Annotated in this window: 22 protein-coding genes and 1 tRNA gene; 13 read left to right on the top strand and 10 right to left on the bottom strand. The window is 69.9% G+C overall.

What is annotated here, in order from left to right; genetic code table 11:
• The first annotated feature begins 173 nt into the window (after positions 1-173).
• The 5 genes from AC0QSG_RS04690 to AC0QSG_RS04670 are packed head-to-tail and all read left to right on the top strand — an operon-like array spanning position 174 to position 5340.
• On the top strand, positions 174-1511 hold the full coding sequence (locus AC0QSG_RS04690; protein ID WP_475376818.1) for a hemolysin family protein: 1338 nt from the start codon (positions 174-176) through the stop codon (positions 1509-1511).
• Positions 1508-2599, top strand: coding sequence for a hemolysin family protein (locus tag AC0QSG_RS04685; protein WP_475376817.1), 1092 nt, complete (start codon positions 1508-1510; stop codon positions 2597-2599). Before AC0QSG_RS04690 ends, AC0QSG_RS04685 begins: the two co-directional genes overlap by 4 nt.
• A 50-nt stretch (positions 2600-2649) precedes the next feature.
• The gene (locus AC0QSG_RS04680; protein WP_475376816.1) at positions 2650-3642 is read left to right on the top strand and encodes a metal ABC transporter solute-binding protein, Zn/Mn family; all 993 of its coding nucleotides are present in this window, start codon (positions 2650-2652) and stop codon (positions 3640-3642) included.
• The gene (locus AC0QSG_RS04675) at positions 3608-4450 is read left to right on the top strand and encodes a metal ABC transporter ATP-binding protein (protein WP_435726663.1); all 843 of its coding nucleotides are present in this window, start codon (positions 3608-3610) and stop codon (positions 4448-4450) included. The genes AC0QSG_RS04680 and AC0QSG_RS04675 overlap by 35 nt, the downstream gene beginning before the upstream one ends.
• 5 nt (positions 4451-4455) lie before the next feature.
• Entirely contained in the window at positions 4456-5340 is an 885-nt protein-coding gene (locus tag AC0QSG_RS04670; protein WP_475376815.1) for a metal ABC transporter permease, read from the top strand.
• Positions 5341-5373: 33 nt separating this feature from the next.
• Here the strand turns inward: AC0QSG_RS04670 and AC0QSG_RS04665 are convergent, their stop codons facing one another.
• Positions 5374-5811: a Fur family transcriptional regulator gene (locus AC0QSG_RS04665; RefSeq protein ID WP_435726665.1), complete on the bottom strand. Its 438-nt coding sequence runs from the start codon at positions 5809-5811 to the stop codon at positions 5374-5376.
• A 138-nt stretch (positions 5812-5949) separates the two neighbouring features.
• Here AC0QSG_RS04665 and AC0QSG_RS04660 point away from each other — a divergent pair, with 138 nt between their 5' ends.
• Positions 5950-6612, top strand: a complete 663-nt coding sequence (locus tag AC0QSG_RS04660) for an MBL fold metallo-hydrolase (protein WP_475376814.1) — start codon at positions 5950-5952, stop codon at positions 6610-6612.
• 2 nt (positions 6613-6614) lie between these two features.
• On the opposite strand, the gene AC0QSG_RS04655 is transcribed toward AC0QSG_RS04660, so the two are convergent.
• Positions 6615-7763, bottom strand: coding sequence for a PLP-dependent cysteine synthase family protein (locus AC0QSG_RS04655; protein ID WP_475376813.1), 1149 nt, complete (start codon positions 7761-7763; stop codon positions 6615-6617).
• Positions 7764-7864: 101 nt separating this feature from the next.
• Between AC0QSG_RS04655 and AC0QSG_RS04650 the strand changes: the two genes are divergently transcribed.
• Genes AC0QSG_RS04650 through AC0QSG_RS04640 form a run of 3 tightly spaced genes read left to right on the top strand, consistent with a single transcriptional unit; the run spans position 7865 to position 10311 of the window.
• Positions 7865-8731, top strand: coding sequence for a sulfurtransferase (locus AC0QSG_RS04650; RefSeq protein WP_475377274.1), 867 nt, complete (start codon positions 7865-7867; stop codon positions 8729-8731).
• Between the two features lie 9 nt (positions 8732-8740).
• Positions 8741-9886: an NAD(P)-dependent alcohol dehydrogenase gene (locus AC0QSG_RS04645; protein ID WP_475376812.1), complete on the top strand. Its 1146-nt coding sequence runs from the start codon at positions 8741-8743 to the stop codon at positions 9884-9886.
• On the top strand, positions 9883-10311 hold the full coding sequence (locus AC0QSG_RS04640) for an HIT family protein (RefSeq protein ID WP_475376811.1): 429 nt from the start codon (positions 9883-9885) through the stop codon (positions 10309-10311). The genes AC0QSG_RS04645 and AC0QSG_RS04640 overlap by 4 nt, the downstream gene beginning before the upstream one ends.
• Positions 10312-10416: 105 nt before the next feature.
• Here the strand turns inward: AC0QSG_RS04640 and hrpA are convergent, their stop codons facing one another.
• Entirely contained in the window at positions 10417-14436 is a 4020-nt protein-coding gene (gene hrpA / locus AC0QSG_RS04635; RefSeq protein WP_475376810.1) for an ATP-dependent RNA helicase HrpA, read from the bottom strand.
• A gap of 343 nt (positions 14437-14779) precedes the next feature.
• Between hrpA and AC0QSG_RS04630 the strand changes: the two genes are divergently transcribed.
• The 3 genes from AC0QSG_RS04630 to AC0QSG_RS04620 all read left to right on the top strand — a co-directional run bounded on the left by AC0QSG_RS04630 (position 14780) and on the right by AC0QSG_RS04620 (position 17567).
• Entirely contained in the window at positions 14780-15784 is a 1005-nt protein-coding gene (locus tag AC0QSG_RS04630) for an ABC transporter substrate-binding protein (protein ID WP_475376809.1), read from the top strand.
• Positions 15785-15870: 86 nt separating this feature from the next.
• A complete protein-coding gene (locus AC0QSG_RS04625; RefSeq protein WP_435726672.1) occupies positions 15871-16773 on the top strand; it encodes an ABC transporter permease in 903 nt (300 codons plus the stop codon).
• Positions 16774-16775: 2 nt separating this feature from the next.
• Positions 16776-17567 carry an ABC transporter ATP-binding protein gene (locus AC0QSG_RS04620; protein WP_475376807.1) on the top strand — a complete coding sequence of 264 codons (792 nt, stop codon included), beginning with the start codon at positions 16776-16778 and terminating at the stop codon, positions 17565-17567.
• A gap of 53 nt (positions 17568-17620) precedes the next feature.
• On the opposite strand, the gene AC0QSG_RS04615 is transcribed toward AC0QSG_RS04620, so the two are convergent.
• The 7 genes from AC0QSG_RS04615 to AC0QSG_RS04585 form a co-directional block, all read right to left on the bottom strand.
• Positions 17621-17959 carry a CHY zinc finger protein gene (locus AC0QSG_RS04615; RefSeq protein WP_475376806.1) on the bottom strand — a complete coding sequence of 113 codons (339 nt, stop codon included), beginning with the start codon at positions 17957-17959 and terminating at the stop codon, positions 17621-17623.
• Complete coding sequence (locus tag AC0QSG_RS04610) at positions 17956-18552, bottom strand: CbiQ family ECF transporter T component (RefSeq protein WP_475376805.1); 597 nt, start codon at positions 18550-18552, stop codon at positions 17956-17958. The genes AC0QSG_RS04615 and AC0QSG_RS04610 overlap by 4 nt, the downstream gene beginning before the upstream one ends.
• Positions 18546-19232, bottom strand: coding sequence for an energy-coupling factor ABC transporter ATP-binding protein (locus AC0QSG_RS04605; RefSeq protein ID WP_475376804.1), 687 nt, complete (start codon positions 19230-19232; stop codon positions 18546-18548). Before AC0QSG_RS04605 ends, AC0QSG_RS04610 begins: the two co-directional genes overlap by 7 nt.
• Entirely contained in the window at positions 19229-20383 is a 1155-nt protein-coding gene (locus AC0QSG_RS04600) for a thiolase family protein (protein WP_475376803.1), read from the bottom strand. The genes AC0QSG_RS04605 and AC0QSG_RS04600 overlap by 4 nt, the downstream gene beginning before the upstream one ends.
• The gene (locus AC0QSG_RS04595; protein ID WP_475376802.1) at positions 20376-21524 is read right to left on the bottom strand and encodes an AMP-binding protein; all 1149 of its coding nucleotides are present in this window, start codon (positions 21522-21524) and stop codon (positions 20376-20378) included. The genes AC0QSG_RS04600 and AC0QSG_RS04595 overlap by 8 nt, the downstream gene beginning before the upstream one ends.
• On the bottom strand, positions 21521-22156 hold the full coding sequence (locus AC0QSG_RS04590; protein WP_435726679.1) for a biotin transporter BioY: 636 nt from the start codon (positions 22154-22156) through the stop codon (positions 21521-21523). The genes AC0QSG_RS04595 and AC0QSG_RS04590 overlap by 4 nt, the downstream gene beginning before the upstream one ends.
• 225 nt (positions 22157-22381) lie before the next feature.
• A tRNA-Arg gene (locus AC0QSG_RS04585) sits at positions 22382-22457 on the bottom strand.
• A 106-nt stretch (positions 22458-22563) separates the two neighbouring features.
• On the opposite strand from AC0QSG_RS04585, the gene argS reads away from it, so the two are divergent.
• Positions 22564-24204, top strand: coding sequence for an arginine--tRNA ligase (argS, locus tag AC0QSG_RS04580; RefSeq protein WP_475376801.1), 1641 nt, complete (start codon positions 22564-22566; stop codon positions 24202-24204).
• Position 24205 lies beyond the last annotated feature (1 nt).

The following is a 24205-nucleotide window of genomic DNA, read 5'->3' as shown; positions in this document are numbered from 1 at the left end:
CTGGGGGCCTCATGGACAGCCATTCACCGTGCCGGCCAGCCGCCCCAGGGCGCAGCGCCGGCATTCCACACATTGCCTCCCGCACGCCATCCGAGTCACCGACGGAGCCCTCCAGACCGGGTTCCCAGACTCCGCCGCCGCACATCGGCGCGCCTAGGGCGGTGGCCCGCTAGATGGAGTGGTTGCTGCTCCTGAGCGGCCTCGTTCTCATTCTGGGCACCGGTTTCTTCGTCGCCGTCGAATTCTCGCTGGTTGCCTTGGACCAATCCACGGTCCAGCGGGCCGTCGACTCCGGCGACAAGGCCGCGGTTCCCCTGATGCGTTGCCTCAAGTCCCTGTCGACACAGCTCTCTTCCTGCCAGCTCGGCATCACGCTGACCACGTTGCTCACCGGTTACGTGATGGAGCCCTCCGTGGGCAAGCTCCTAACGCCCGTGCTGGCCGCGGCCGGATTCGGCAACGCGTCCGCCCCCACCTCGCTGATCGTGGCCATGATCTTGGCCACGCTCTTCTCGATGGTGCTGGGTGAACTGATCCCCAAGAACCTGGCCATCGCCGAGGCGCTCGCCATCGGCAGGCATGTGGCGCGTCCGCAGCTCGTCTTCACGGCCATTTTCAGGCCGGCCATCGTCCTGCTCAACGGTTTCTCCAACCGGGTCCTGCACCTCGTGGGCCTCGAGGCCAAAGAGGAGATCTCGGGGGCGCGGAGCCCGGCCGAGCTGGCCTCCCTGGTGCGTCGTTCGGCGGACATGGGGACCCTGGACCCGGACACCGCCAACTTCCTCTCGCGAACGCTGCGCTTTTCCGAGCGGTCCGCGGCGGATGTGATGACCCCGCGCATCCGGATGGAGACGGTTCGCAACGACGACCCGCTGACCGAGGTGATCGAAACGGCCCGCCGGACCGGCTATTCGCGGTTTCCCGTAATCGGGGATTCGGCCGACGACGTCCTCGGCGTCTGCCACATCAAGAAGGCCGTCGCCGTGCCGCGGTGCAAGCGTGGCGGCCTGGTTGCCGGGAACATCATGACGGACATCGTCTCCGTGCCCGAGACCGTCCACCTGAACTCGCTCATCTCCGACCTGCGGGAAGCCAATCTCCAGGTGGCCATGGTCTTGGACGAATACGGCGGCACTGCCGGCATGGTCACGTTGGAGGACCTCGTGGAGGAGATCGTCGGAGAGGTGGTCGACGAGCACGACCGCACCAAACCCGGCGTCCTGCAGTCGGCCTCGGGCGACTGGTACTTCCCGGGGCTGCTTCGCCCGGACGAGCTGAGGGACCAGGTTCCCGGACTCCACATTCCCGACGACGCATCCTACGAGACGGTCGGGGGCTACCTCATGAGCGAGCTCGGCAGGATTCCCACCGTCGGAGACACGGTCGCAACGGGTACCGGCCAACTGGAAGTCCAGCGCATGGACGGACGCCGCGTGGAACGCGTGAGCTTCCGGCCGGAGCGCGGTTCCTCCGCGCACATCGACGGTCCGACGGCGGAGGAGGTCCGATGAGCGACTGGGCCGGCATCGTCTGGTTGGTGGTGCTTCTTATGGGCAACGCGTTCTTCGTGGCCGCCGAGTTCGCCGTGATGACGGCGCGGCGCAGCCAGATCGAGCCGCTGGCGGACGCCGGAAGCGCCTCCGCGCGAACGGCCCTGAGGGCCATGGAAAACGTGTCGCTCATGCTCGCGGTGTGCCAGTTGGGGATTACGGTGTGTTCGCTGTTGATCCTCAACGTGGCGGAGCCCGCCATCCACCATCTCTTCGCGGCGCCGTTGGAGTCCGTCGGCGTTCCCCACGCGGTGGCCGACACGACGGCGTTCGTCCTGGCACTGGCCATCGTCACCTTCCTGCACGTGACGTTCGGGGAGATGGTGCCGAAGAACATCTCGGTCAGTGTCGCGGACCGCGCGGTCCTGGTCCTCGCTCCGCCCCTGCTGTGGATCTCGAAGCTGGTCCACCCGGTGGTGGCGTCCCTGAACTGGATCGCGAACCGCGCCCTGCGGCTGATGCGGGTCGAGGCCAAGGACGAGGTGACGTCGTCGTTCACGCTCGAAGAGGTGCAGTCGATCGTTCAGGAGTCCACCCGTCATGGCTTGGTGAAGGACGAGAGCGGCCTGCTTTCCGGGGCCCTGGAGTTCTCCGGACACACGGCGGGCAACATCATGGTGACCCTCGACGAGCTCGTGTCGCTGCCGCCGAGCACGACGCCGTCGAAGTTCGAGCGGGCGGTGGGCCGCACGGGGTTCTCCCGGTTCGTCATCCTCGACGAGGACGGCGAGCTCTTGGGCTACCTCCACCTCAAGGACGTCATGAACATCCCGCCCGCACGCTACGACGAGCCGATACCGGTGACCAAACTCAGGACGCTCGCCAACCTCGCCCTCGACGACGAGATCGAGGACGCGCTGGCGGTCATGCAGCGGACCGGCTCCCACCTGGCCCGAGTCAACGACGTCTCGGGGACGACACGCGGCGTCCTGTTTCTCGAGGATGTGTTGGAGCAGCTCGTGGGGGAGATCCGCGACGCCACCCAATCCCAGGGCCTGAGACGGACCAATGGCAGCGGCGATAATGCAAATGAATCGCATTTGAGTTAGACTGGGATGGGCCGTTTGGCCCTACCACGCGTCATCCGAAAGGCATTCCCATGCGGCCGAGCGTCCTCCTGTCAGTCACCGCCCTGGCATCCCTCGTCCTCGCGGGCTGCGCCACTGAACCCGCCGAAGAATCCGCGGAAGGGACTCTCGCCGTCGTGGCTTCCACGAGCGTGTACGCCGACATCGCGCGCGCCGTCGGAGGGGACGGGGTCGAGGTCACCGCGATCATCGACAAGACGTCGCAGGATCCGCACTCCTACGAGGCGACGGCCCAGGACAAGTTGGCCATCTCGAAGGCCGACCTGGTGATCGCCAACGGCGGCGGATACGACCAGTTCATCGACGTCCTGACCAAGGACCTGGACATGGACGAGAATGCCGTGGTCGCCGCCGTCGACCATGCCGAAGGCGCGCACGAGGGCGAGTCCGAGGCCGGTCACGACGACCACGCGGGTGAGGACGAGAGCTCCCACTCCGAAGAGGAAACCCCTGCCGACGACGACGGCCACGACCACGCCGCCGGCAACGAGCACGTCTGGTACGACGTCCACACGGTCGCCGCCGTTGCCGGGGAGATCGCCCATCGACTCGGTGAGTCCCAGCCGGAGAACGCGGAAGACTTCGAAGCGAACGCGGAAGACTTCGTCGCGTCGCTGAAGCCGGTCGAGGACCGCATCGCATCGTTGGCCGAGGCGACCTCCGGCAAGAAATTCGCCATGACCGAGCCCGTTCCCTACTACCTGCTCCTCGAGGCCGGCCTCGAGGACGGAACCCCGCAGGGATTCAGCGAGGCAATCGAACAGGGCGACGACGTTTCCCCCGCGCTGCTGCGGGAACTGCGCGACGGCCTGGCCGATGGTGGGTATGCTGTCCTCGCATACAACCCGCAGACCGCGGGACCCCAGACGGAATCCGTGCGCAGCGCCGCGGAGTCCGCGGGTGTCCCCGTCGTCGAATTCACCGAGACCCTGCCGGAAGGTACCGATTACGTGTCCTGGATGATGTCCAATGCCGAGGCCCTGGCGGCGGCACTTGACGGCTGATTTACCCGCAGCCGGACCCGCCCTCCGGTTGCGCGGGGCACGGTTGAGTTTCGGACGCCGGACCCTGTGGGAAGGACTCGATCTCGACGTCGCCCCGGGGGAATTCCTGGCGGTCCTCGGACCCAACGGATCCGGCAAGACCACCCTCTTGCGGGTGTTGCTTGGCCTCCAGGAACTCTCGGCAGGCACCGTGGAGGTCTCCGGTCGCCCCGCCAGCCGGGGGTCCCGACTCATCGGCACGATTCCACAGCAGAAGGGCTTCCCCGAGGACACACCCCTGCGCGCGCGCGACCTCGTGGCCCTCGGCATCGACGGCCACCGATGGGGCCCCCGGCTCTCCAGCCGCAAGTCGTTGGCACGGCGCGTCGATGGACTGTTGGAGAAGGTCGGCGCGACGGACTACGCCGACCGCCCTGTGGGAGTGCTCTCCGGCGGCGAACAGCAGCGGCTCCGCGCCGCGCAGGCGCTGGCAGACAACCCGCGACTACTGCTCTGCGACGAGCCGCTGTTGTCCCTGGACATGCACCACCAGCAGGCGGTCTCGTCGCTGATCCACCGGCAGGCATGCGACCAGGGAAGCGCCGTGGTCTTCGTCACGCACGAAATCAATCCCATCCTGCAGTACGTCGACCGGGTGCTCTACCTGGCCGGGGGCAAATTCCACATCGGAGCACCCCACGAGGTGATGACCAGCGAGGTCCTGTCGGAGCTCTACGGCAGTCCCGTGGACGTCTTCCACAGCAACGGGCGCATCGTCGTCGTCGGAATTCCCGACGCCGTCGCCCACCACCACGGAGAGGACGCCTGAGACCCGTGGACACCAACGAATTCCTCCGCACGGTCTTCAGCTTCGAGAACTACGGCGAGATCCTGCCGCTCGTGTCCAACTCGATCGTCGCCGGGGCCGTGCTCGGGCTGGTCGGGGGGCTCATCGGCGTGTTCATCATGATGCGCGACATGGCGTTCGCCGTGCACGGCATCGCCGAGCTGAGCTTCGCGGGCGCGGCATTCGCCCTGCTCATCGGGGCCAACGTGGTGTTCGGCTCGATCGCGGGTTCCATTGTCGCCTCACTGGTGCTCGGACTCCTGGGCGCGAGCGCCAAGGACCGGAACTCCATCATCGGCGTGATGATGCCGTTCGGCCTGGGCCTGGGCATCCTCTGCCTGGCGCTCTACGAGGGCAGAAGCGCCAACAAATTCGGCCTGTTGACGGGACAGATCGTGGCGGTCGACGACGTCCAGCTCGGACTGCTCGTGGTCTGCGCCGTCGTCGTGGTCGCCGGACTGGTCGCCATCTGGCGACCACTGACGTTCGTCAGCGCGGATCCGGTCGTTGCCGCCGCGCGCGGCGTGCCCGCCGGCCGGCTCTCGGTGGCCTTCATGTTGCTGCTCGGGCTCGCCGTGGCCCTGTCGATCCAGATCGTCGGCGCGCTGCTCGTCCTCAGCCTCTTGGTGACTCCCGCGGCCGCCGCCCTGCGCGTCACCGCGCGGCCGGCGCTGACGGTGTTCCTGAGCATCTCGTTCGCCATGACGAGTGTGGTGGGCGGGATCATGTTGGCCCTGGCCGGAAGACTGCCCATCAGCCCCTATGTGACGACCATTTCGTTCCTGATCTACGCCGTCTGCAGGGTCATCGCGTGGCGCAGGCACGCCACACGGCGCGAGCACATCGCAACGGCGTCGCCCACGGCTGCCTAATTCGGCGCGTTTTTTCGGGCGGTGCGGACGCGGTCAGCCGCGCGGGCCATCCGCCGCCGCCGTGCACGCGGGACAAAGACCGTAGATCTCGACCGTGTGTGTCGGCGCCGTATAGCCGTTCTCGGATGCCATGCGTGCCGCCCAGGTCTCCACCGCGGGCGCCTCCACCTCGACGGCCTTGCCGCAGTTTCGGCAGACCAGGTGATGGTGGTGGTGGTCGGCGCGGCAGCGCCGGTACACGGACTCGCCCTCCGCGGCGCGCAACACGTCGACCAGTTCGTCGTCGGCCATGGACTGGAGGATCCGGTACACCGTGGCCAGCGAGACCTTGTCCCCGCGGTCGAGGAGCAGGCGGTGCAGGTCCTGCGCGCTGACGAAGTCGTCGAGTTCCTTCAGGGCCGCCGCAACGGCCAAGCGCTGCTTGGTGACGCGCTGTTCGCTGCCGCGCTTTTCGGGGGCGGGGCTCGTCATGACGGGGATGGCTCCTGGTGCTTGGTGGACGGTCCGGCGCACACCGCGGGCGCGCGGCCGGGGATCCAAGCCTAACAGCGCAAAGGCGCGCCCGTGGGGCCCGTTCCGGGCGCCAAACCCCCGGCGTAGGCTGGCCCCATGAGACTCGCCAAGCATGGGCACGCGTGCGTGCGGTTGGAGAAGGACGGCAGGGTCCTGGTGATCGATCCCGGGACATTCAGCGATGTCGAAACCGCCGTGCCGGGGGCCGCCGCGATCCTCGTCACCCACGAGCATCCCGACCACATCGACGCGGACCGCGTCCTGCCGCTGCTCGCGGCCGACGCGGCGGCGGTCCTTTACGCTCCGGCCACCGTGGCGGACCGGCTGCGGCACCACGCGGCGGCCGGCGACGCCGCCGGGCGCATCCACGCGGTCGAACCGGATGGCGCCTTCGAGGTCGCCGGTTTCCGGATCAGGACCTTCGGGGGCCAGCACGCCCTGATCCATCCGCGCATCCCGATGGTCGCGAACATCGGCTACCTCGTCGACGAGCGGGTCTACCACCCCGGCGATTCGTTCACCGTCCCCCACGGCGCCGCCGTGGAGACGCTGCTGGTTCCCGCGCACGCGCCCTGGTCCAAAACCGGGGAGGTCATCGACTTCGTGGTCTCCGTGCGCGCCGAGGCGGCCATCCCGATCCACGACGGGCTGCTGAACGACGTCGGACTGCGCCTCGTCGACGGACACCTGTCCCGGATCGGCGGACTCCACGGCACCGAGTACGTGCGGCTGGCGGACGGCGAAAGCCGGGAGGTCTAGCTCTAGCCGCGCTTCCCGCGGCGCGGCCCGACGGGTCCCGACCAGAGGCCGGTCTCGAGCAACGCCTCTATGGTCCCCTTGAAGGGGGCGGGGTCGATCCCGGCCCGTGCCAGCCACGCGGGATTTCCGTGCGAACCCGCGTAACGTTCCCCGCCGTCGCACAGGATGGACACCACGCTGCCGGGCCGCCCCTCGGCGACCATGCGCGCCACCAGCTGCCAAGCGAGCCAGAGGTTGGTTCCCGTGGAGGGGCCGGCCGACAGGCCGCCCCAGGTCGCGAGGTGGCGCATGGCGGCGACCGAGGCGCCGTCGGGGACGGCCCGCACCAGGTCGATGACCGAGGGGATGAAGCTGGGCTCGGGCCTGGCCCGGCCGATGCCCTCGATGCGGCTAGGCCGTCCGACGGCCGCGAGGGGGTCGCCGCCGTCGTGCCACGCCTGCCAGGAGGGCAGGAACGCGGAGCCTTCGGGATCGGCGACGGCGAGCCGGCTCCGGAGCCGGTGGTAGCGGACGTAGCGCCCGATCGTGGCGCTGGTGCCGCCCGTCCCCGCGCCGACCACCACCCACTCCGGCACGGGATGCGGTTCCATCGACAGCTGGTAGAAGATGGACTCGGCGATGTTGTTGTTGCCGCGCCAATCAGTGGCCCGCTCCGCGTGCGTGAACTGGTCCATGTAGTGCCCGCCCGTGGCCCGGGCGACTTCCTCGGCCCGCGCGTAGACCGACGCCGGGTCGTCGACGAGGTCGCAGGACCCTCCGAAGCCCTCGATGAGTGCGATCTTCTCCGCCGACGTCCCCCTCGCCATCACCGCCACGAACGGCAGTCCCAGCAGCCTCGCGTAGTAGGCCTCGGAAACGGCGGTGCTCCCGCTGGAGGCCTCGACGATCGTCGTCGTCTCATTGATCCAGCCGTTGACGAGGCCGTAGAGGAAGAGCGAGCGGGCCAGCCGGTGTTTGAGGCTGCCGGTGCGGTGGGTCGACTCGTCCTTCAGGTAAAGGTCCACGCCCCACCGCGCCGGGAGCGGCAACCGGTGCAGGTGGGTGTCCGCGGAGCGGTTGTTCTCTGCGTCTATCAGGTGGACGGCCCGGTCCACCCAGGCGCGCCCGGTGAGGCGGGGGAGCGGGGAAACGGGGTTCGGCTGGCTGTCCACGGAATCACCCTACCCGTGGCGTCAGCGGTCGCCGGGCCCTTGCCGCGCGCTGCGCCGGCGGGTGCAGAATGGAGACGGAAACCCGAGGAAAGGTCGAAGCGATGCGCGCGTTGGTGGGTGTGGACGAGCTGTCCGAGCGGATGGCGGGCGCGGAGCGCACCGTGTTGCTCGACGTACGCTGGGCGCTGGGGGATCCCGACGGGAAACGGCACTACCTTCAGGGGCACCTCCCGGGTGCGGTCCACGTGGATCTGGCGACCGAGCTCGCGTCGCCGGGCGGACCGGAGACCGGCCGGCATCCGCTGCCGGTGCCGGAGGACTTCGCCGTCGCCGTCCGGCGGTGGGGCGTCCGCGACGGCGACACCGTCGTCGCGTACGACGCCACCGGCGGGCTCGCGGCGGCCCGGGCGTGGTGGCTGCTCCGGCACGCCGGCGTGGGGGACGCGTACCTGCTCGACGGCGGCCTGTCCGCCTGGACGGCGGCCGGCCTGCCGCTCGAATCGGGGGACGTGCATCCGAGCGCCGGCGACGCAACCACCGGCTGGGGCCACCTGCCCGTCGTCGACACAGAGACGGCGGCACGATGGCCGGACCGCGGGATCCTCCTCGATGCGCGAGCCGGCGACCGCTACCGCGGCGACAGCGAACCGGTCGATCCGCGGGCCGGCCACATCCCCGGCGCCCTGAGCGCACCGACGACGGGGAACCTGGGCGCCGACGGCCGGTTCCTGCCGGCGGACGCGCTCCGTCGGCGGTTCGCGTCCCTGGGGGCCGGGCCGGCCGCCGGGGAAGTCGCCGTCTACTGCGGTTCGGGGGTGACCGCCGCGCACCAGATCGCGGCCCTGGCCGAGGCGGGCATCCCGGCGGCGCTCTACCCGGGTTCGTGGTCGCAGTACCAGGCGAATCCGAAGCGGCCCGCCGCCACCGGACCCGAACCGCGTTCGCGCGACCGCCGCCGGGACGTATAGGTTCAAACCATGACAGGACGTCCCGTTCCCCCCAGCCCCTCGGCCATGGCGCAACTGCGCACGGCCGCCCCCGTGACGGTCGGCGCCTCCGGCGTCGCCACCCCCGGCGGCGTGCTGGAGCCGGTCTTGATTTCGCGTCGCGCGCCCCTGGAGGACGACGTCGTCATCGACATCGACTTCTGCGGCCTCTGCCACTCCGACGTCCACGCGGCCCGCGGGGAATGGGGCGCACGCCAACTCCCGCTCGTGCCCGGGCACGAGATCGTCGGGCGGGTGGCCGCCGTCGGCTCCGCCGTCGCACGCTTCTCCGTGGGCCAGCGCGTCGGCGTCGGATGCCTCGTGGATTCCTGCCGCGAGTGCGGCGCGTGCCGCGGGGGCTTGGAGCAGTACTGCGAAAACGGCGCCACCGGCACCTACGGGGCGACCGACCGCCGCACCGGCGAATATACCCAGGGCGGCTACTCCACATCCATCGTGGTCAACGAGGGCTTTGTCCTGAACATCCCCGTCTCGCTCGATCCGGCCGCCGCGGCGCCGCTGCTCTGCGCGGGGATCACCACCTTTTCCCCGCTGCGGCACTTCGGCGCAAAGGCCGGGGACGCCGTCGGGGTGGTGGGACTCGGGGGCCTCGGGCACATGGGGGTCAAGATCGCCAAGGCCATGGGCTGCACGGTCACGGTGTTCACCACCAGCGCCGCGAAGCGCGGGGCGGCCGCCGAACTGGGCGCGGACCGCGTCGTCGTCTCCACGGAAGACGGCGAAATGGCGGGCGCCAGGGACAGCCTGGACCTCATATTGGACACGGTCGCCGCCCCGCACGATCTGGAGCCCTACCTCGCCGCGCTCCGCCTGGACGGCGCGCTCGTGCAATTGGGCCTCCCGGCCGGACCGATGCCGCCGGTGAGCCCGGGGCGACTGATACGGCGCCGGCTGCGCTACGGCGGCTCGATGATCGGCGGCATCGCCGAGACGCAGGAGATGCTGGACTTCTGCGCCGCGCACGACGTCCAGGCGGGCGTCGAAGTGGTGCCGGCCGGCCGGCTCAACGATGCCTGGGACCGGATGGTCGCGGGTGATGTGAAGTACAGGTTTGTTTTGGACAACTCGACGCTGGGCACGCCGGCGTCGTCCGAGGCTAGGAGTGATGGCGCATGAGTACCCTCTTCACCAAGATCATCGACGGGGAGCTGCCCGGCCGGTTCGTGTGGAAGGACGCCGACGCCGTCGCGTTCCTGTCCATCGGCCCGATCACCGACGGCCACGTGCTGGTGGTCCCGCGCCGCGAGGTCGACGCCTGGACGGACGCGGAACCGGCGCTGGTGGCGCACGTGGTTGAGGTGGCGCGGATCATCGGCCGCGCGCAGGTGCGGGTGTTCGGGGCCGAACGCGCCGGCCTCATGGTGGCCGGCTTCGAGGTGCCCCACATGCACGTGCACGTGTGGCCGACGAACTCGCTGGCGGATTTCGACCTCTCCCGCGCGGACAGCGACCCGGACCCGGGAGGTCTCGACGCGAACGCCGACCGCCTCCGCGCGGCGCTGCGCGAGGACGGCCACGCGGACAATATCCCCGCGGAGTAGACCCGTCCCGCCCCCACCCCGCGAAGTGGACATTACCGCCGTTAACTAACCCCCGGTAATGTCCACTTCCGGTGGTTAGGTGGGCGGGGTGGGGAGGCCGCGGTGCTAGGCCTTCGCCGCGGCGCGGAGGGCCGTGCGGATTCGCTTTTCCGACACCGAGAACGCGGTCCCCAGCTCCTGGGCGAACAGGCTGACCCGCAGTTCCTCGATCATCCACTTGACGCTGGCGAGCGAGGCCGGTGTCCGCGCGCCCGGAACCAGGGCCTCGAGTGCGGCGTCGTATTCGTCCTCGAGCGCCTGGACCGCGAGCGTCGCCACGTTGTCCCGCGCCACGTTGCCGGCCTCCAGCTTGTCCAGGCGCTTCTCGATGCCGGACAGGTAGCGCGGGAGCTGCGAGAGCTGGGCGTAGCCGGTCCGCGCGACGAAACCGGGATAGACCAGCTGTCCCAGGTGCGTGCGGATGTCGCCGAGCGCGTTGACCAGGGCCAAGCTGGAAGCGGATTTGATCCGCTTTTCGATCCGGCGGGCGGAGGACAGCACGCGCTCCACCACGGCCGTCACGGTGAACACCGTGTCGATCAGCTCGGCACGCACCGACTCGAAAAGGTCCAGGAAGGCCTCGCGGGTGAACGGCAACTCGGCCGGCACCAGCTTGTCCACGGCCGCCAGGGTGCAGTCCTCGATCAGCGACGCGACCGAGCCGTGCGGATTCTGCGTGAAGACCAGCTTCTCCGTGTTGTTGAGATGGTCCAGGACGTAGCGCGCGGGCGAGGGCACCTTGAGCAGCAAAATGCGGACGACGCCGGAGCGGTGCGCGGCGAGCTGCTCGGCCTCGTCGCGGAACACCGTCAGGGACGCGGTGGCCCCGGCATCCACCAAGGCGGGATACGCGGTGACCCGCTGGCCCATGATGTTGGTGACGACCTGGCGCTCGATCGTCCCCGCGGCGCCGAGGTCCTCCGGCCAGTCCGTTAGGCCGGTGCGCTCCCAGCGCGCGGCGGCGGCCCGGTTCGCCTCCGCGGCCGACGCCGGAGCCGCTGTCGTCCGGGAGGGCTCCCCGGCGCGATCCGCGCCACGAGGGGTGGGGCCGGGTGAATCCGTGCCCGGGGCGGCGGACACCGACCGGGCACCCGCGGCGACCAGGCGTTCTGAGCCGGCGCCGAGGGACTCCGCCAGCGCCTGCCGGTTCTCCGCGGCCAGCGTCTCCTGCAGGCGCGCGAGGTCCTTCGACTCGTCGAGGACGCGCGCGGTCGAGTCCACCACCTGGAACGAGGGCAACAGGTGGGCGGGAACCGCGCCCCAGTCCCACGACCCCGGCGGTATCACGTGCCCCTTGAGCCGGCGCAGGGCCAACTCGAGCGATCCCTCCACGGGGTCGGTGGCCGGATCGAAGTCGCGGGTTAGGATCTCGACCGCCTGCCGCGCCACGTCGGGGGCGGGGACGAAGTTCTTGCGGACCTGCTTCGGGAGCGACTTGATCAGCGCCGTGACCAGTTCGGTGCGCAATCCCGGGATCTGCCAGCGGAAGACGTCCGGATCCAACTGGTTCAGGAACAAGACGGGAACCCGCACCGTCACGCCGTCGGATTCGCCGGCGCCCGCGGCCGGATTGAACTCGTAGGAGAGATCCAGGTCCAGCGTCCCGTGGCGCCACGTGCGGGGGTACGCGTCGACGTCGAGCTCTTCTGCGTCGGCCCGCAGCAACGCGTCGGGGTCGAAGTCCAGCAGCGCCTCATCGTCGCGTCGGGCCTGTTTCCACCAGCGGTCGAAGTGGCGCTCGGACACGACGTCGGCGCCCACGCGCGCGTCGTAGAACTCGAAAAGGTCCTCGTCCGAGGCGCGCAGGTCGCGCCGGCGCATGCGCGTCTCAAGCTCCTCGATGTCCGCCAGAAGCCGGCGGTTCCGGTGGAAGAACTTGTGGTGGGTTTTCCAATCGCCTTCCACCAGCGCGTTGCGGATGAACAACTCGCGGCTGAGCTCCGGGTCCACGCGGCCGTACTGGATCCGGCGGCTGGGAACGACGGGCACCCCGTAGAGGGTGACCTTCTCGTAGCCCATCACGGAGCCCATGCGCCGGGACCAGTGCGGCTCCGAATACGAGCGCTTGACCAGGTGCCCGGCGACCTCCTCCACCCACAGCGGATCGAAGCGGGCGGCGGTGCGTGCCCAGAGCCGGCTGGTCTCGACGAGCTCCGCGGCCATGACCCAGTCCGGCGACTTCTTGAAAAGGGCGGAACCGGGGAACACCGAGAAGCGTGTCCCGCGGGCTCCGGCGTACTCGCGTTTGCGCTCGTCGTAGGCGCCGATGTGGCTCAGCAGGCCGGCGAGGAGGCTGGTGTGTATTTCGCGCTCCAGCCCCACCGGGTCCACGGGACCGGTGGACAGCGTGACGCCGAGCGGCTTGGCGAGCTGCCGCAGCTGCGCGAAGAGATCCTGCCACTCGCGCACCCGGAGGTAGTTGATGAACTCGTTGCGGCACAGCCTCCGGAACGCGGAGGAGGAGAGCTCCTTCTGCTGTTCCTGCAGATAGCGCCAGAGGTTGAGGTATCCGGTGAAATCGGACTTCTCGTCCGAGAACCGCTTGTGCAGCTCGTTGGCCCGTTCCCGTTTGCCCGTCTCCAGCGTCGGCCGCTCGCGCGGGTCCTGGATGGTGAGGGCGGCGGCGAGAACCATGACCTCCTTCGCGCAGCCGCGCTTCCCGGCCTCGACGATCATGCGGCCGAGCCGCACGTCCACGGGCAACTGCGCGAGCTGGCGTCCGACGGCGGTGATCCCGGCGTCGCGGTCCTCGCCGACGGCGCCCAGTTCGCGCAGCAGCGTCACGCCGTCGTTCACCGCCTTGGCCTCCGGCGGTTCGACGAAGGGGAAATCGGCGACGTCCTTCGGCGCCTTGACGACGCCGATGGCCGCCATTTGGAGGATGACGGCGGCCAGGTTCGTGCGCAGGATCTCGGGATCAGTGAACTTGGGGCGGGAGGCGTAGTCGTCCTCGGAGTAGAGCCGGATGGCGATGCCGTCGCTCACGCGGCCGCAGCGGCCCGACCGCTGGTTGGCGCTGGCCTGGGACACCCGTTCGATGGGCAGGCGCTGGACCTTGGTGCGGTGCGAATACCGCGAGATGCGGGCCGTGCCGGTGTCGATGACGTATTTGATGCCGGGCACCGTCAGGGACGTCTCGGCGACGTTCGTGGCCAGCACGATCCGCCGCTTGGAGCCGGGGTGGAAGACCTGATGCTGCTCCGCGAGGCTGAGCCGGGCGAAGAGCGGCAGGATCTCGGTGCCGGCGAGGCGCTTGTTCGTCTGGACCCGCGCGCGCAGGGCCTCGGCCGCGTCCCTGATCTCGCGTTCGCCCGAGAAGAACACCAGGATGTCGCCGTGCGCCTCGAGCGCGAGTTCGTCGACCGCGTCGCACACCGCGTCCAGTGGGTCGCGGTCCTCTTCGGCGGCGTGGTCAGGATCCAGCTCGTCCGGGTCCAGGCCCTCCGCGGGATTCAACGGGCGGTAGCGGAGCTCGACCGGGAAGGTGCGCCCGGACACCTCGATGATCGGCGCCGGCTCGATCTCCGGGGCGCCGTCCACCGAGCGGCCGGTCTGCCTGCCGAAGTGCCGGGCGAAGCGCCCGGGATCGATGGTGGCGGAGGTGATGACGATCTTGAGGTCCGGCCGGCGCGGAAGGATGCGACGCAGGTAGCCCAGTAGGAAATCGATGTTCAGGCTGCGTTCGTGGGCCTCGTCGATGATGATGGCGTTGTAGCGCCTGAGGAGCCTGTCGTGCCGGATCTCGGCGAGGAGGATGCCGTCGGTCATGACCTTGAGCCGGGTGGCGCGGGAGACCTCGCCGGTAAAGCGGACGTGAAAGCCGACCTCCTGGCCGATTTCGCTTCCCAGCTCCTCAGCGATGCGTTCGGCGACCGTGCGGGCGGCCAGACGCCGGGGCTGCGTGTGGCCGATCATGCCGTCGTCGCCGAATCCCAGTTCCAGCAGCATCTTGGGCAGCTGCGTCGTTTTGCCCGAGCCGGTTTCGCCGGCGACGACCACCACCTGGTTGCCGCGGATGGCCTCCATGATGTCCTCGCGCCGGGCGCTGACGGGAAGGGCCTCGGGATATGTGATGGTGACTGCCATGGTGGGTTCCAGTCTAGTGCCGAAGCCGGGGCGGACCCGGGCGGCCGACGGGCGCCGCCCCGGGACGCCACCCGCCGGAGTTTCCTGAATACGAAACCGCGCTAATCTTTTCCAAGACGGTCCATTTGTCTTCGAAGTCGCGGAAATCCCCGCGCTGCGTCCATCCGCGGGACGCGGGGTTGGACAATGTGACTTGATTCACAGGTACTATCGTCGTGCCGGTGTAAATGGCCTGTCAAATCAACCGACCGCCCCATCACCCGCACCAGACCCCGGGCCACGCGACGCGCACCAAGGACGACCGCGCCGCGTGGGACACCCGCATGTTGCGAAAGGAACTTCCATGAAATCCCTCCATAAGGCCAAGCTGGCCACCGGCCTCGTTGCCACCGCGCTCCTCGCCACGGCCTGCGGCGGCGGCGCTTCGACGGATGACGCCGCCTCCGGCGAGTCCGTGAAGGTGGGCATCACTCAGTACGTCACGCACGCCTCGCTCGACGCGACCAGGGAGGGCTTCAAGCAGGCCCTCACGGACGCCGGCTACACCGGCGACAAGCTGGTCCTGGACGAGCAGAACGCCCAGGCCGACGCGGCGACCAACACCGCGATCGCGGGCAAGTTCGCCTCCGACGGGTTGGACCTCGTGCTGGCCATCGCCACTCCGAGCGCCCAAGCGGCCGTGCAGGCCGTCGCTGACGTCCCGATCCTCTTCACCGCCGTGACCGATCCGGTCGCCGCCGACCTGGTCGACTCCATGGAGACACCCGGCGGAAACGCCACGGGCACTTCCGACGGCGTGCCGGACGACGTCGTCGTGCAGCAGCTCGAGCTCATCAAGGAGCTCAACCCGGACGCGAAGAGCATCGGAATCGTCTACTCCTCCGGCGAGGTGAACTCCGAGGTGCAGGTCGACGCCGTCAAGGAGGCCGCCTCCGGTCTCGGCCTCGAGGTCAAGGAGGCCACCGTCAGCGTCGCCGGCGAGGTCCAGCAGGCCGCACAGTCGCTGGACGTGGACGCGTTCTACATCCCCACCGACAACAACGTGGTCTCCGCGCTTTCATCGCTCATCCAGGTCGCGGAAAGCAAGAAGATCCTGACGATCGCCGCCGAGGGCGATTCGGTGCGCAACGGCGCCGTGGCGACCTGGGGCATCGACTACGAGAAGCTGGGCTACCAGACCGGCGAGATGGCCGTGAAGATCCTCAACGGCGAGGCCGAGCCGGCCGACATGCCCGTGGAGACCCAGACCACGATGAACCTGTACGTGAACGAGGCGGCGGCGGAGCGCATGGGCGTCGGCCTTCCCGAGGGCTTCCTCGAGAAGGCCGACGTCGAAATCACCGAGTAGCCGGCGCGCCGCCAAGCCCGACAAGGGGCCGGCCGGACAACCCGGCCGGCCCCGCTCCACTCCTACAGAAACCAAGGTCACCACCTATGATCACCGCGGTTGAACTGGGCCTGATCTACGCGATCATGGCGCTGGGGGTCTACCTGACCTTCCGCATCCTGGACTTTCCCGACCTGACCGTCGACGGCTCCTTCACCACCGGTGCGGCCGTCGCCGCGACCGGCATCATCAACGGCGTGCCGCCGCTGCTCGCCACGCTCATCGCGTTCGCGGCGGGCATGGCCGCCGGCATCGTCACCGGCCTGTTGCACACCAAGGGCCGGATCAACGGCCTGCTGGCCGGCATCCTGACCATGATCGCCCTCTACTCCATCAACCTGCGCATCATGGGCAAGGCCAACCTGCCGCTGCTGCGCGAGGACACGCTGCTCAGCCCGCTGCGCGAGGGCGGTTTCATGGGCAGCTGGCTCTCCATCCTGATGTTCGCGGTGCTCGCGCTCGTCGTGAAGCTCGTCTTGGACTGGTTCCTGCACACCGACGTGGGCCTGGCCATGCAGGCGACGGGCGACAACGAGGAGATGATCCGCAGCTTCGGCGCCTCGACCGACAACCAGAAGATCCTGGGCCTCGCCTTGTCCAACGGGCTGGTCGCCGTGTGCGGCGCGTTCATCGCGCAGTACCAGGGTTTCGCGGACATCGGCATGGGGATCGGACTCATCCTCGCCGGGCTCGCCTCCGTCATTATCGGGCAGGCCATCTTCGGCACGCGCCTGGTCGTCATCGCCACCTTCGCCGTCGTGCTGGGTTCGGTGCTCTACCGTGTCGTCATCCAGCTCGCGCTGGAGGCGGGTCTCCAGCCGAACGACATGAAGCTGATCTCCGCCGTCCTGGTGGTGCTCGCGCTGATCCTTCCGCAATGGAGCGGGTTCAGGAAGCTGGGAGCCCGGATGGGAACGGCCAAGCCGGAAAAGAAGGGGGCGGTGGCCTAGCCATGCTGGACATCACCAATGTGAACAAGACGTTCTTCCCGGGAACGGTCAACGAGCGCAAGGCCCTGCGCGGCATCGACCTCCACCTCTCGTCGGGGGAGTTCGTGACCGTGATCGGCTCCAACGGCGCCGGCAAGTCGACCGTCCTGAACATCACCTCGGGCAAGATGCGCCCGGACGCCGGGACGGTCTTCATCGACGGAAAGGACGTCACGAAGCTGCCCGACCACCGCCGCGCGCAGTACATCGGGCGCGTGTTCCAGGACCCGATGGCGGGGACCGCGCCCACCATGAGCATCGAGCAGAACATGTCGATGGCGCTCGAGCGCGGCCGGCGCCGCGGCCTCGGCATGGGGGTCACCAAGGCCAAGCGCGAGCGGTTCCGCGAGGAGCTCAAGTCCCTGGAGCTGGGCCTCGAGGACCGGCTGAAGGCCAAGGTCGGTCTGCTCTCGGGCGGCCAGCGGCAGGCCCTGTCGCTACTCATGGCGACGTTCAGCGGGCCCAAGATCCTGCTGCTGGACGAGCACACCGCGGCGCTGGACCCCCAGCGCGCCGCGCTCGTCTCGCGGCTCACCGCGGAGACCGTTGACCGCTTCGGCCTGACCACCCTGATGGTCACGCACAACATGGAGCAGGCGCTGCGCCTGGGAACCCGGCTGGTCATGATGCACGATGGCCGGATCATTCTGGACCTGGACCGGGAGCAGAAGTCCAAGATGACGGTCCACGGGCTGCTGGCGGAGTTCGAGAAGATCAAGGGCGCGCAACTCGACGACCGCACCATGCTCCAGTAGAAGCGCCGAAGTAAACCCGTACGACGCCGGTGCGCCGCCGGCGTCGTACGGGTTTACTTCGTTTCGGGCAGGGGCTCGAAGTAGAGCCCGGCGTGGAGTTTGCAGCCGGGATTGAACCCCGCGGAACACTCGGGGCAGCGATCGGCGGCCAGGTACCCGGCCACGGTGAGCTCCGCGGAGCACACCCCGCACAGCACGGCCCGCGCGTGGCGTTCGTCCGCCGGCCACGGCACGGCGGGATGCTGGCCCGGGACGGAGTCGTGGCACAGGTGGCACGGGTAGTACTCGCCGCAGCAGCGGAAGCGGATGGCGATGACGTCCAGTTCGGTGCGGTAGTGCACGCACCGGGTCTGGGCGTCGACCGTTTGCCCGAGGACGCGCGGGCGGCTCACCGCACGCCCCGGGCGGCGAGGGCCTCGCCGAGCTCGTCGGCGTGCTTGAGCGAGACCACCAGAAACGGCACCACGAACGTGGCCAGGCCGCCGCGCGCGCCCCGGGCACGCTGGGCCTCCCGGACGCCCGCGCCGAGGCGTGCCAGCACCGGCAGGGTGGTGATGGTGACGGTCAGCAGCAGGGCGACGCGCTCGGGGTCGACACCTGCGCGCGCGGCCGGACGGAGCCAGCGTTCCACGGCATCCAGCAGGTCGGTGATGCGCGTCGTCAGCACCAGCAGGCCGGCAAGGAGGATGGCGGCGAGTACGCGCGAGGCGTTGGAGACCGCGGCCTCCGGGGGAAGGAAAACCAGCTGTGCCCCGAGGGTCACCAGGACAATCCAGCGCAGGGCATACACCTGGCCGCCGATGACGCGCGGGCCCAGCCCGGCCACGAGGTAGGCCACCAGGGCCGCCGCCCAGGCCGCGCCCGCCGCCCACCAGGTGGAGGGCAGGAACGAGATCCCCATGACGGCCGCGGCCAGGGCCACGGTCTTGGGCCCGGCCGGCATCCGGTGCAGCGGTCCGGTCCCCTCGCGGTAGAGCGTCAGCACACGAGGCTCCGCTCGTACGCGGCGACGACCTCGTCCGAACCGCCGGCCGCCGCGATCCGGGATCCGGCCACCAGGACGGCGGCCTCGCAGCGGGCGGCCAGGGCGAGGTCGTGGGTGACCAGCACCAGGCGGTGGTCGTCGCCGCCGAGCAGGTGGTCCGCGACCCGACGCCCGTTGCGGGCGTCCAAGAGGGCGGTGGGCTCGTCGGCGACCACCAGTTCCGGCCGCCGGACGAAGGCCCCGCAGAGCGCGAGGAGCTGCTTTTGGCCACCGGAAAGCTCGTGGGCGGAGCGCGACGCGAGTTCGCTGAGTCCGAATTCCTCGAGGGCGGCGTCCACGCGGGCCTTGACGACGTCCCGCGGAAGCTTCTCGGTGCGCAGCGAGAACTCAACGTCTTCCCGCACGGTCGGCATGATGATCTGCGCATCGGGGTTGCTGAAGACGATCGCCACGAGCCGCCGCAGCTCGCGCGCCTGGCGGACGGGGTCGACGCCGTGGACGCGCACCGTGCCGGACGTCGGCGGCACCAGGCCACCGATGACGCGCGCCAGGGTCGACTTTCCGGAGCCGTTGTCGCCGACGACGGCGATGGTGCGCGCGTCCAGCTCGAGGGTGATGTTGTCCAACGCCGTCGTCTCGCCGAGGCTGACGGAGACGCCGTGGAGGGAGATGGCACTCATCGGACCACCTCGAAGACGGCGGCGACGCCCATGCCGCCGCCGATGGAGGCCGCGGCGACGCCGAGCGTGCCCGCCGGGGCGCCCGAACGAACCAGCCGGCCGAAGAGCCGGACGACTCCCACGGCGCCGCTCGCGCCCCACGGGTGCCCGAGCGCCAGGGCGCCGCCGTCGGAGCAGAGGCGGGAGTCGTCCTCGGCGACGCCCAGGCGGTCCAGCACCGCCAACGTCTGGGCGGCGAACGCCTCGACGATCTCGATCGCGGCGAGGTCGCCCACCCCGAGGCCGGCCGACCGGAGCGCCGCGGCCACCGCCGGTGCCGCCCCGATTCCCGGAAGCCCCGGGTCGCAGCCGACGACGGCGTGGGCGCGTAGCGCCAGGCCGGTCAGACGCCCCGCCCCTCCGGTAGCCCGTGCCCCGCCGAGGCCCTCCGGAACCAGCGCGACGGCGGCGGCGCCGTCGCTGACCCGGCATGAGTTCCCGGCGGTGACGCTTCCGGATGCGAAGAGCGGTGTGAAGCGGGGCAGGAGCGCGGCGACTCCGCGCCGGGTTTCGTCCGCGTCCACGCCACCGATCGGAACGAGCTCCGCCGAGAAGGCCTCGCGGGCCGTGGCCTCGGCGGCGAGCCGGTGGCTCGACGCCGCGTACGCGTCCTGGCGCGCTCGTCCGATTCGATCGGCCGCAGCCAGGCGCTCGGCGGCTTCGGGCATGTCCGGGTCCGGGAATCCCGCGGGAACGAACGGCGCCCGTCCATAGGGGACGCCGCCGACCGAGCGGACGGGGGCCGTCGAGGCGCTCTCGGCGCCGCCGGCCAGCCGAAGTCCCTCCTCCCCGGCGCGGATGGCGCGCGACGCCTCGATGATGGCGGCCAGGCCGCTGCCGCACTGGCGGTCGATCGTCAGGCCCGGCACCGAGTGCCCGAAGCCGGCGCCGAGTGCGGCGACCCTCGCGGTGTTGCCGCCGGGCCCCATGCAGTTGCCCAAAACGACGTCGACAACCGGTTCCGCGCGCTCCAGCACGGTGCGCGCGTCCTCCAGCGCCGCCCGCAACACGGGTGCGGCCAATTGGTCCACCGTCAGCAGGGCGAGGCCCCGCCCACGGGTGGCGATGGGGGACCGGCGGGCGGCAATGACGACGGGATCGTTTTCAGGCAAGGATCTCCACCTCCCGGGCGGAGAGCATCCGCGCGAGCTCGGATCGGGCGGGCTTGCCGCTCGGGGTGCGGGGGAGTCGCGCGCCGAACCAGCGCCGCGGCCGGTGCGACGGCGCCAGCAGCCGGCCGGCGGCCGCCCGCAGCGCCGCGGACGTGGCGGGCGTTCCGGAGGCCGCGGGTTCGATGACGGCGGCCAGCAACGCACCGATCCCGGCGTGCGGCATGCCCAACACGACGGCGTCGCCCACGCCGTCGACCGTGCGCAGGACGGCCTCGACATCCTCCGGAATGACGGTGGCGGACGCCGTGAGGACCGCGCCGTCCGCGCGGCCGAGCAGGCGCAGCGCGCCGCCGGAGTGCGCGGCGAGGTCGCCGACCGTGTGCCAACCGTCGGCGGAACGGAACGGCCCGGCGGTGTCGGCGCCGCGCCCGTCGTCGAGGTAACCGTCCGCGACGAAGCGCGAACGGACCCAGACGACGCCGTCGCGCACGTCGATCTCCACGCCGGGGAACGCAACGTACCCGTCGCCGTGGTCGACGGCCACGAAGGACAGCTCCGTGGCGCCGTAGTAGGCCGTCACGCGGATCCCGAGGGCTTCCGCCCGCCTCCGCAACGCGGAGTCAAGGCCGCTGCCCCCGACGAGGGCGGCACGCAGCCGCGGTGGGGAGCCGGCGTCGAGCAAACTGCGCAGGTGGTGCGGGGTGCCGTGGAAGAGTGTGGCGTCCGCGAAGTCCGCGGCGCCAGCGGCGTGGCCCGAGTTCAGGACGGGGCGTGGCCCGCCCTCCAACGCGTGGGCGAGGGAAAAGAGGGTCAGGGAGGCGCTCGGGGGAGCGGGCAGCGCCAGGACGTCGCCGTCGCGGGCTCCCAGCAGTTCCCCGACGGCGGCGAACGAGTCGGACCAGGAGGCCGCGCTGCGCAGCACCACGCGCGGGCGGCCGCCGCTGCCGGAGGTGAGGCCCGCCCACCCGACGCCGGGCGCCGGTTCGGCCGTGGCACAGAGTCGACGCACCCGTTCGGCGTGTTCGGCGCTCCATCGGTCGTCGCACACCAGTGGTATGCCTTCGTCGGCGCGGATCGCGCGCAGGTGTTCGACCAGGTCCCGGTCAGGGGCGGGGTGGACCGGAACCAAACCGCCCGTCAACGTGTGGTTCCGCCGACGGGCTCCGCCTCGATGTCGGCGGACGCGTCGGCTGCGGGCGTCGGGGACGGCGCGGCGTGAACGCGGCGGAAGGCGCGCGGGTAGGCGCGCGAGAGGGTCATGGTGATGGCCGCGGCGATGGCGGCCTTGATGAAGTCGCCGGGGAGGAAGACCAGGCTCTGCAGCGCGGTGGCGCCCAGCGGGAGCCTCGTGACGTAGGACTGCACGGGAATGCCGAACGCGTAGATCACCAGGATGCCGCCCACGACCACGCCGAGCACCGTGCGCCACCGGGACAGGCGCTTGCCGCCGTGCACGATCAGCCCGATCGCGAACGCGCCGGCGATCCAACCGATCAGGTAGCCCGCGGACGGTCCGACGAACACGCCGATGCCGCCGCGGCCGCCCGACAGGAGCGGAAGTCCGATGGCGACCAGTGCGAGCAGGACCACCATGGACAGTGCGCCGCGCCATGGTCCCAGGATGGCGCCGGCGAGCATGACGCCGAGCGTCTGGGCCGTAATGGGCACTGACCCGAAGACGGAGAGTCCGCCGGGGAGCCCGAGGACGGCGACGATGGCGGTGAAAACGGCGATGCGGGCAATATCGGTGGCATCGAGGCGCAGGCGGTTCATGGCAATCCTGGGGGAGTCGTGGGGGCAATGCTTCTTGAACGGCGTTCACTTGAACGCTGTTCACTTTAGCGCTGCGGCTTCATCCGCGGCAAGAACGTGACGGATCTCGCATCCGGGTCGTGGGGCGGGAGGCTGCGCAATCGGCGCGCGCAACGGGGCCGGGACGACAAAGGTCCCGGGCCGAAGCCGGGGACCTTTGTCCGTGGACGGTGTTCCGAACACGTGTGGTGCCCTCGAAAGGATTCGAACCTTCGACCTTCCGCTCCGGAGGCGGACGCTCTATCCCCTGAGCTACGAGGGCCGGCCGCAGACTGCCAGCGGCGGAACCTAGAAGAGCTTAGCAGTACGTGCGGGACGTGCGGAAACCGGCGCCCCGCGGCCTTCCGCGTCCCGGCTATTCTTGTCTGGTGACTCCAGAACAACTCTCCTCCGCCATTTCCGCCTGCCTGCGCGACGCCGTCGCCGCGGGCGACTTCACCGTCGACGTTCCCGAACAGGTGCGCGTGGAACGGCCGAAGAGCCGCGACCACGGGGACTGGGCCACGAACATCGCCCTACAGCTCGGCAAGCGGGCCCGAATGGCCCCGCGCGAGTTCGCCGAGATCCTTTCGTCGCGACTGCGGCGGATCGACGGCGTCGACTCCGTGGAGATCGCCGGCCCCGGCTTCCTGAACATCCGCGTGGACGCGGCCGCCGCCGGTGAGCTCGCCCGCGTGATCGTCGAGTCGGGGGCGTTCTACGGTACGAACGACGCTCTGGCCGGAAGCGTGGTGAACATGGAGTTCGTCTCAGCGAACCCCACCGGTCCGCTGCACATCGGCCACACCCGGTGGGCGGCCCTGGGCGATTCGATCGCCCGGGTGCTCAAGGCCAGTGGCGCGCAGGTCACCAGCGAGTACTACATCAACGACGCCGGCAACCAGATGAACATCTTCGCACTGTCCGTCTACAACCGCATCCATTCGCTGCCGGTTCCCGACGGCGGCTACCCCGGCGAATACATCCGCGAACTCGGCGACCACGTCCTGGCCGAGCATCCGGGCATCCGCGAGCTCACCCTGGAGGCGGCCATCCCCGTCATCCGTCAGCTCGCCTACGAGGCGCAACTGAGGGACATCAAGGAAACCCTGTCCGATTTCGGTGTCGCCTTCGATGTCTACTACTCCGAGCAGGACCTCCACGCGACGGGCGCGGTCGAGGACGCCGTCGCGCGGCTGCGCGAACAGGGCCATGTCGACGACGTCGACGGCGCCGTGTGGCTGCGCACCACGGACTTCGGCGACGACAAGGACCGCGTGCTGATCCGCGCCAACGGAGAACCCACGTACTTCGCGGCCGACGCCGCCTACTACCTGTCCAAGAAGGACCGCGGGTTCTCCGAGAAGATCTACCTGCTCGGGGCGGACCACCATGGCTACGTCAACCGGCTCAAGGCCCTTGCCGCCGCGGCGGGCGACGACCCGGAGCGCAACATCGAGGTGCTGATCGGCCAGCTGATGTCCGTCAACGGCGCCAAGCTGTCCAAGCGAGCCGGCAACATCATCGAGCTGCGGGACCTCATCCATTGGCTGGGCGCCGACGCCCTGCGCTACTCGCTGGGCCGCTACCCGGCCGATTCGCCCATGACGATAGACCCCGAGCTGCTGAAGAAAAACACCAACGACAATCCGGTCTTCTACGTCCAATACGCCCACGCCCGTTCGCGGGCGGCCTCCGTCAACGCCGGCGCCAAGGGCGTGGACCGCGGCGCGTTCGACGCCTCGCTGCTGACGCACGAGACCGAAAACGAACTGCTCTCCCACCTGGGCCGGTTCCCCTCGATTGTGGCGCAGGCCGCGTCCTTCCGCGAACCGCACCGCGTGGCCCGCCATCTGGAGGTCATCGCCGGCGCGTACCACCGCTGGTACCAGGCCTGCCGCGTCGCACCGCTGGCGGACGAACCCGTGGAGGACGTGAACCGGGCCAGATTGTGGCTCAACGACGCCACCAGCCAGGTGCTCGCCAACGGGCTGGGCCTGCTGGGCGTCACCGCACCGGAGAAGATGTAGC

It is taken from the genome of Arthrobacter sp. LT660, assembly GCF_056172845.1.
This window is presented reverse-complemented; position numbering and strand designations above follow the sequence as displayed.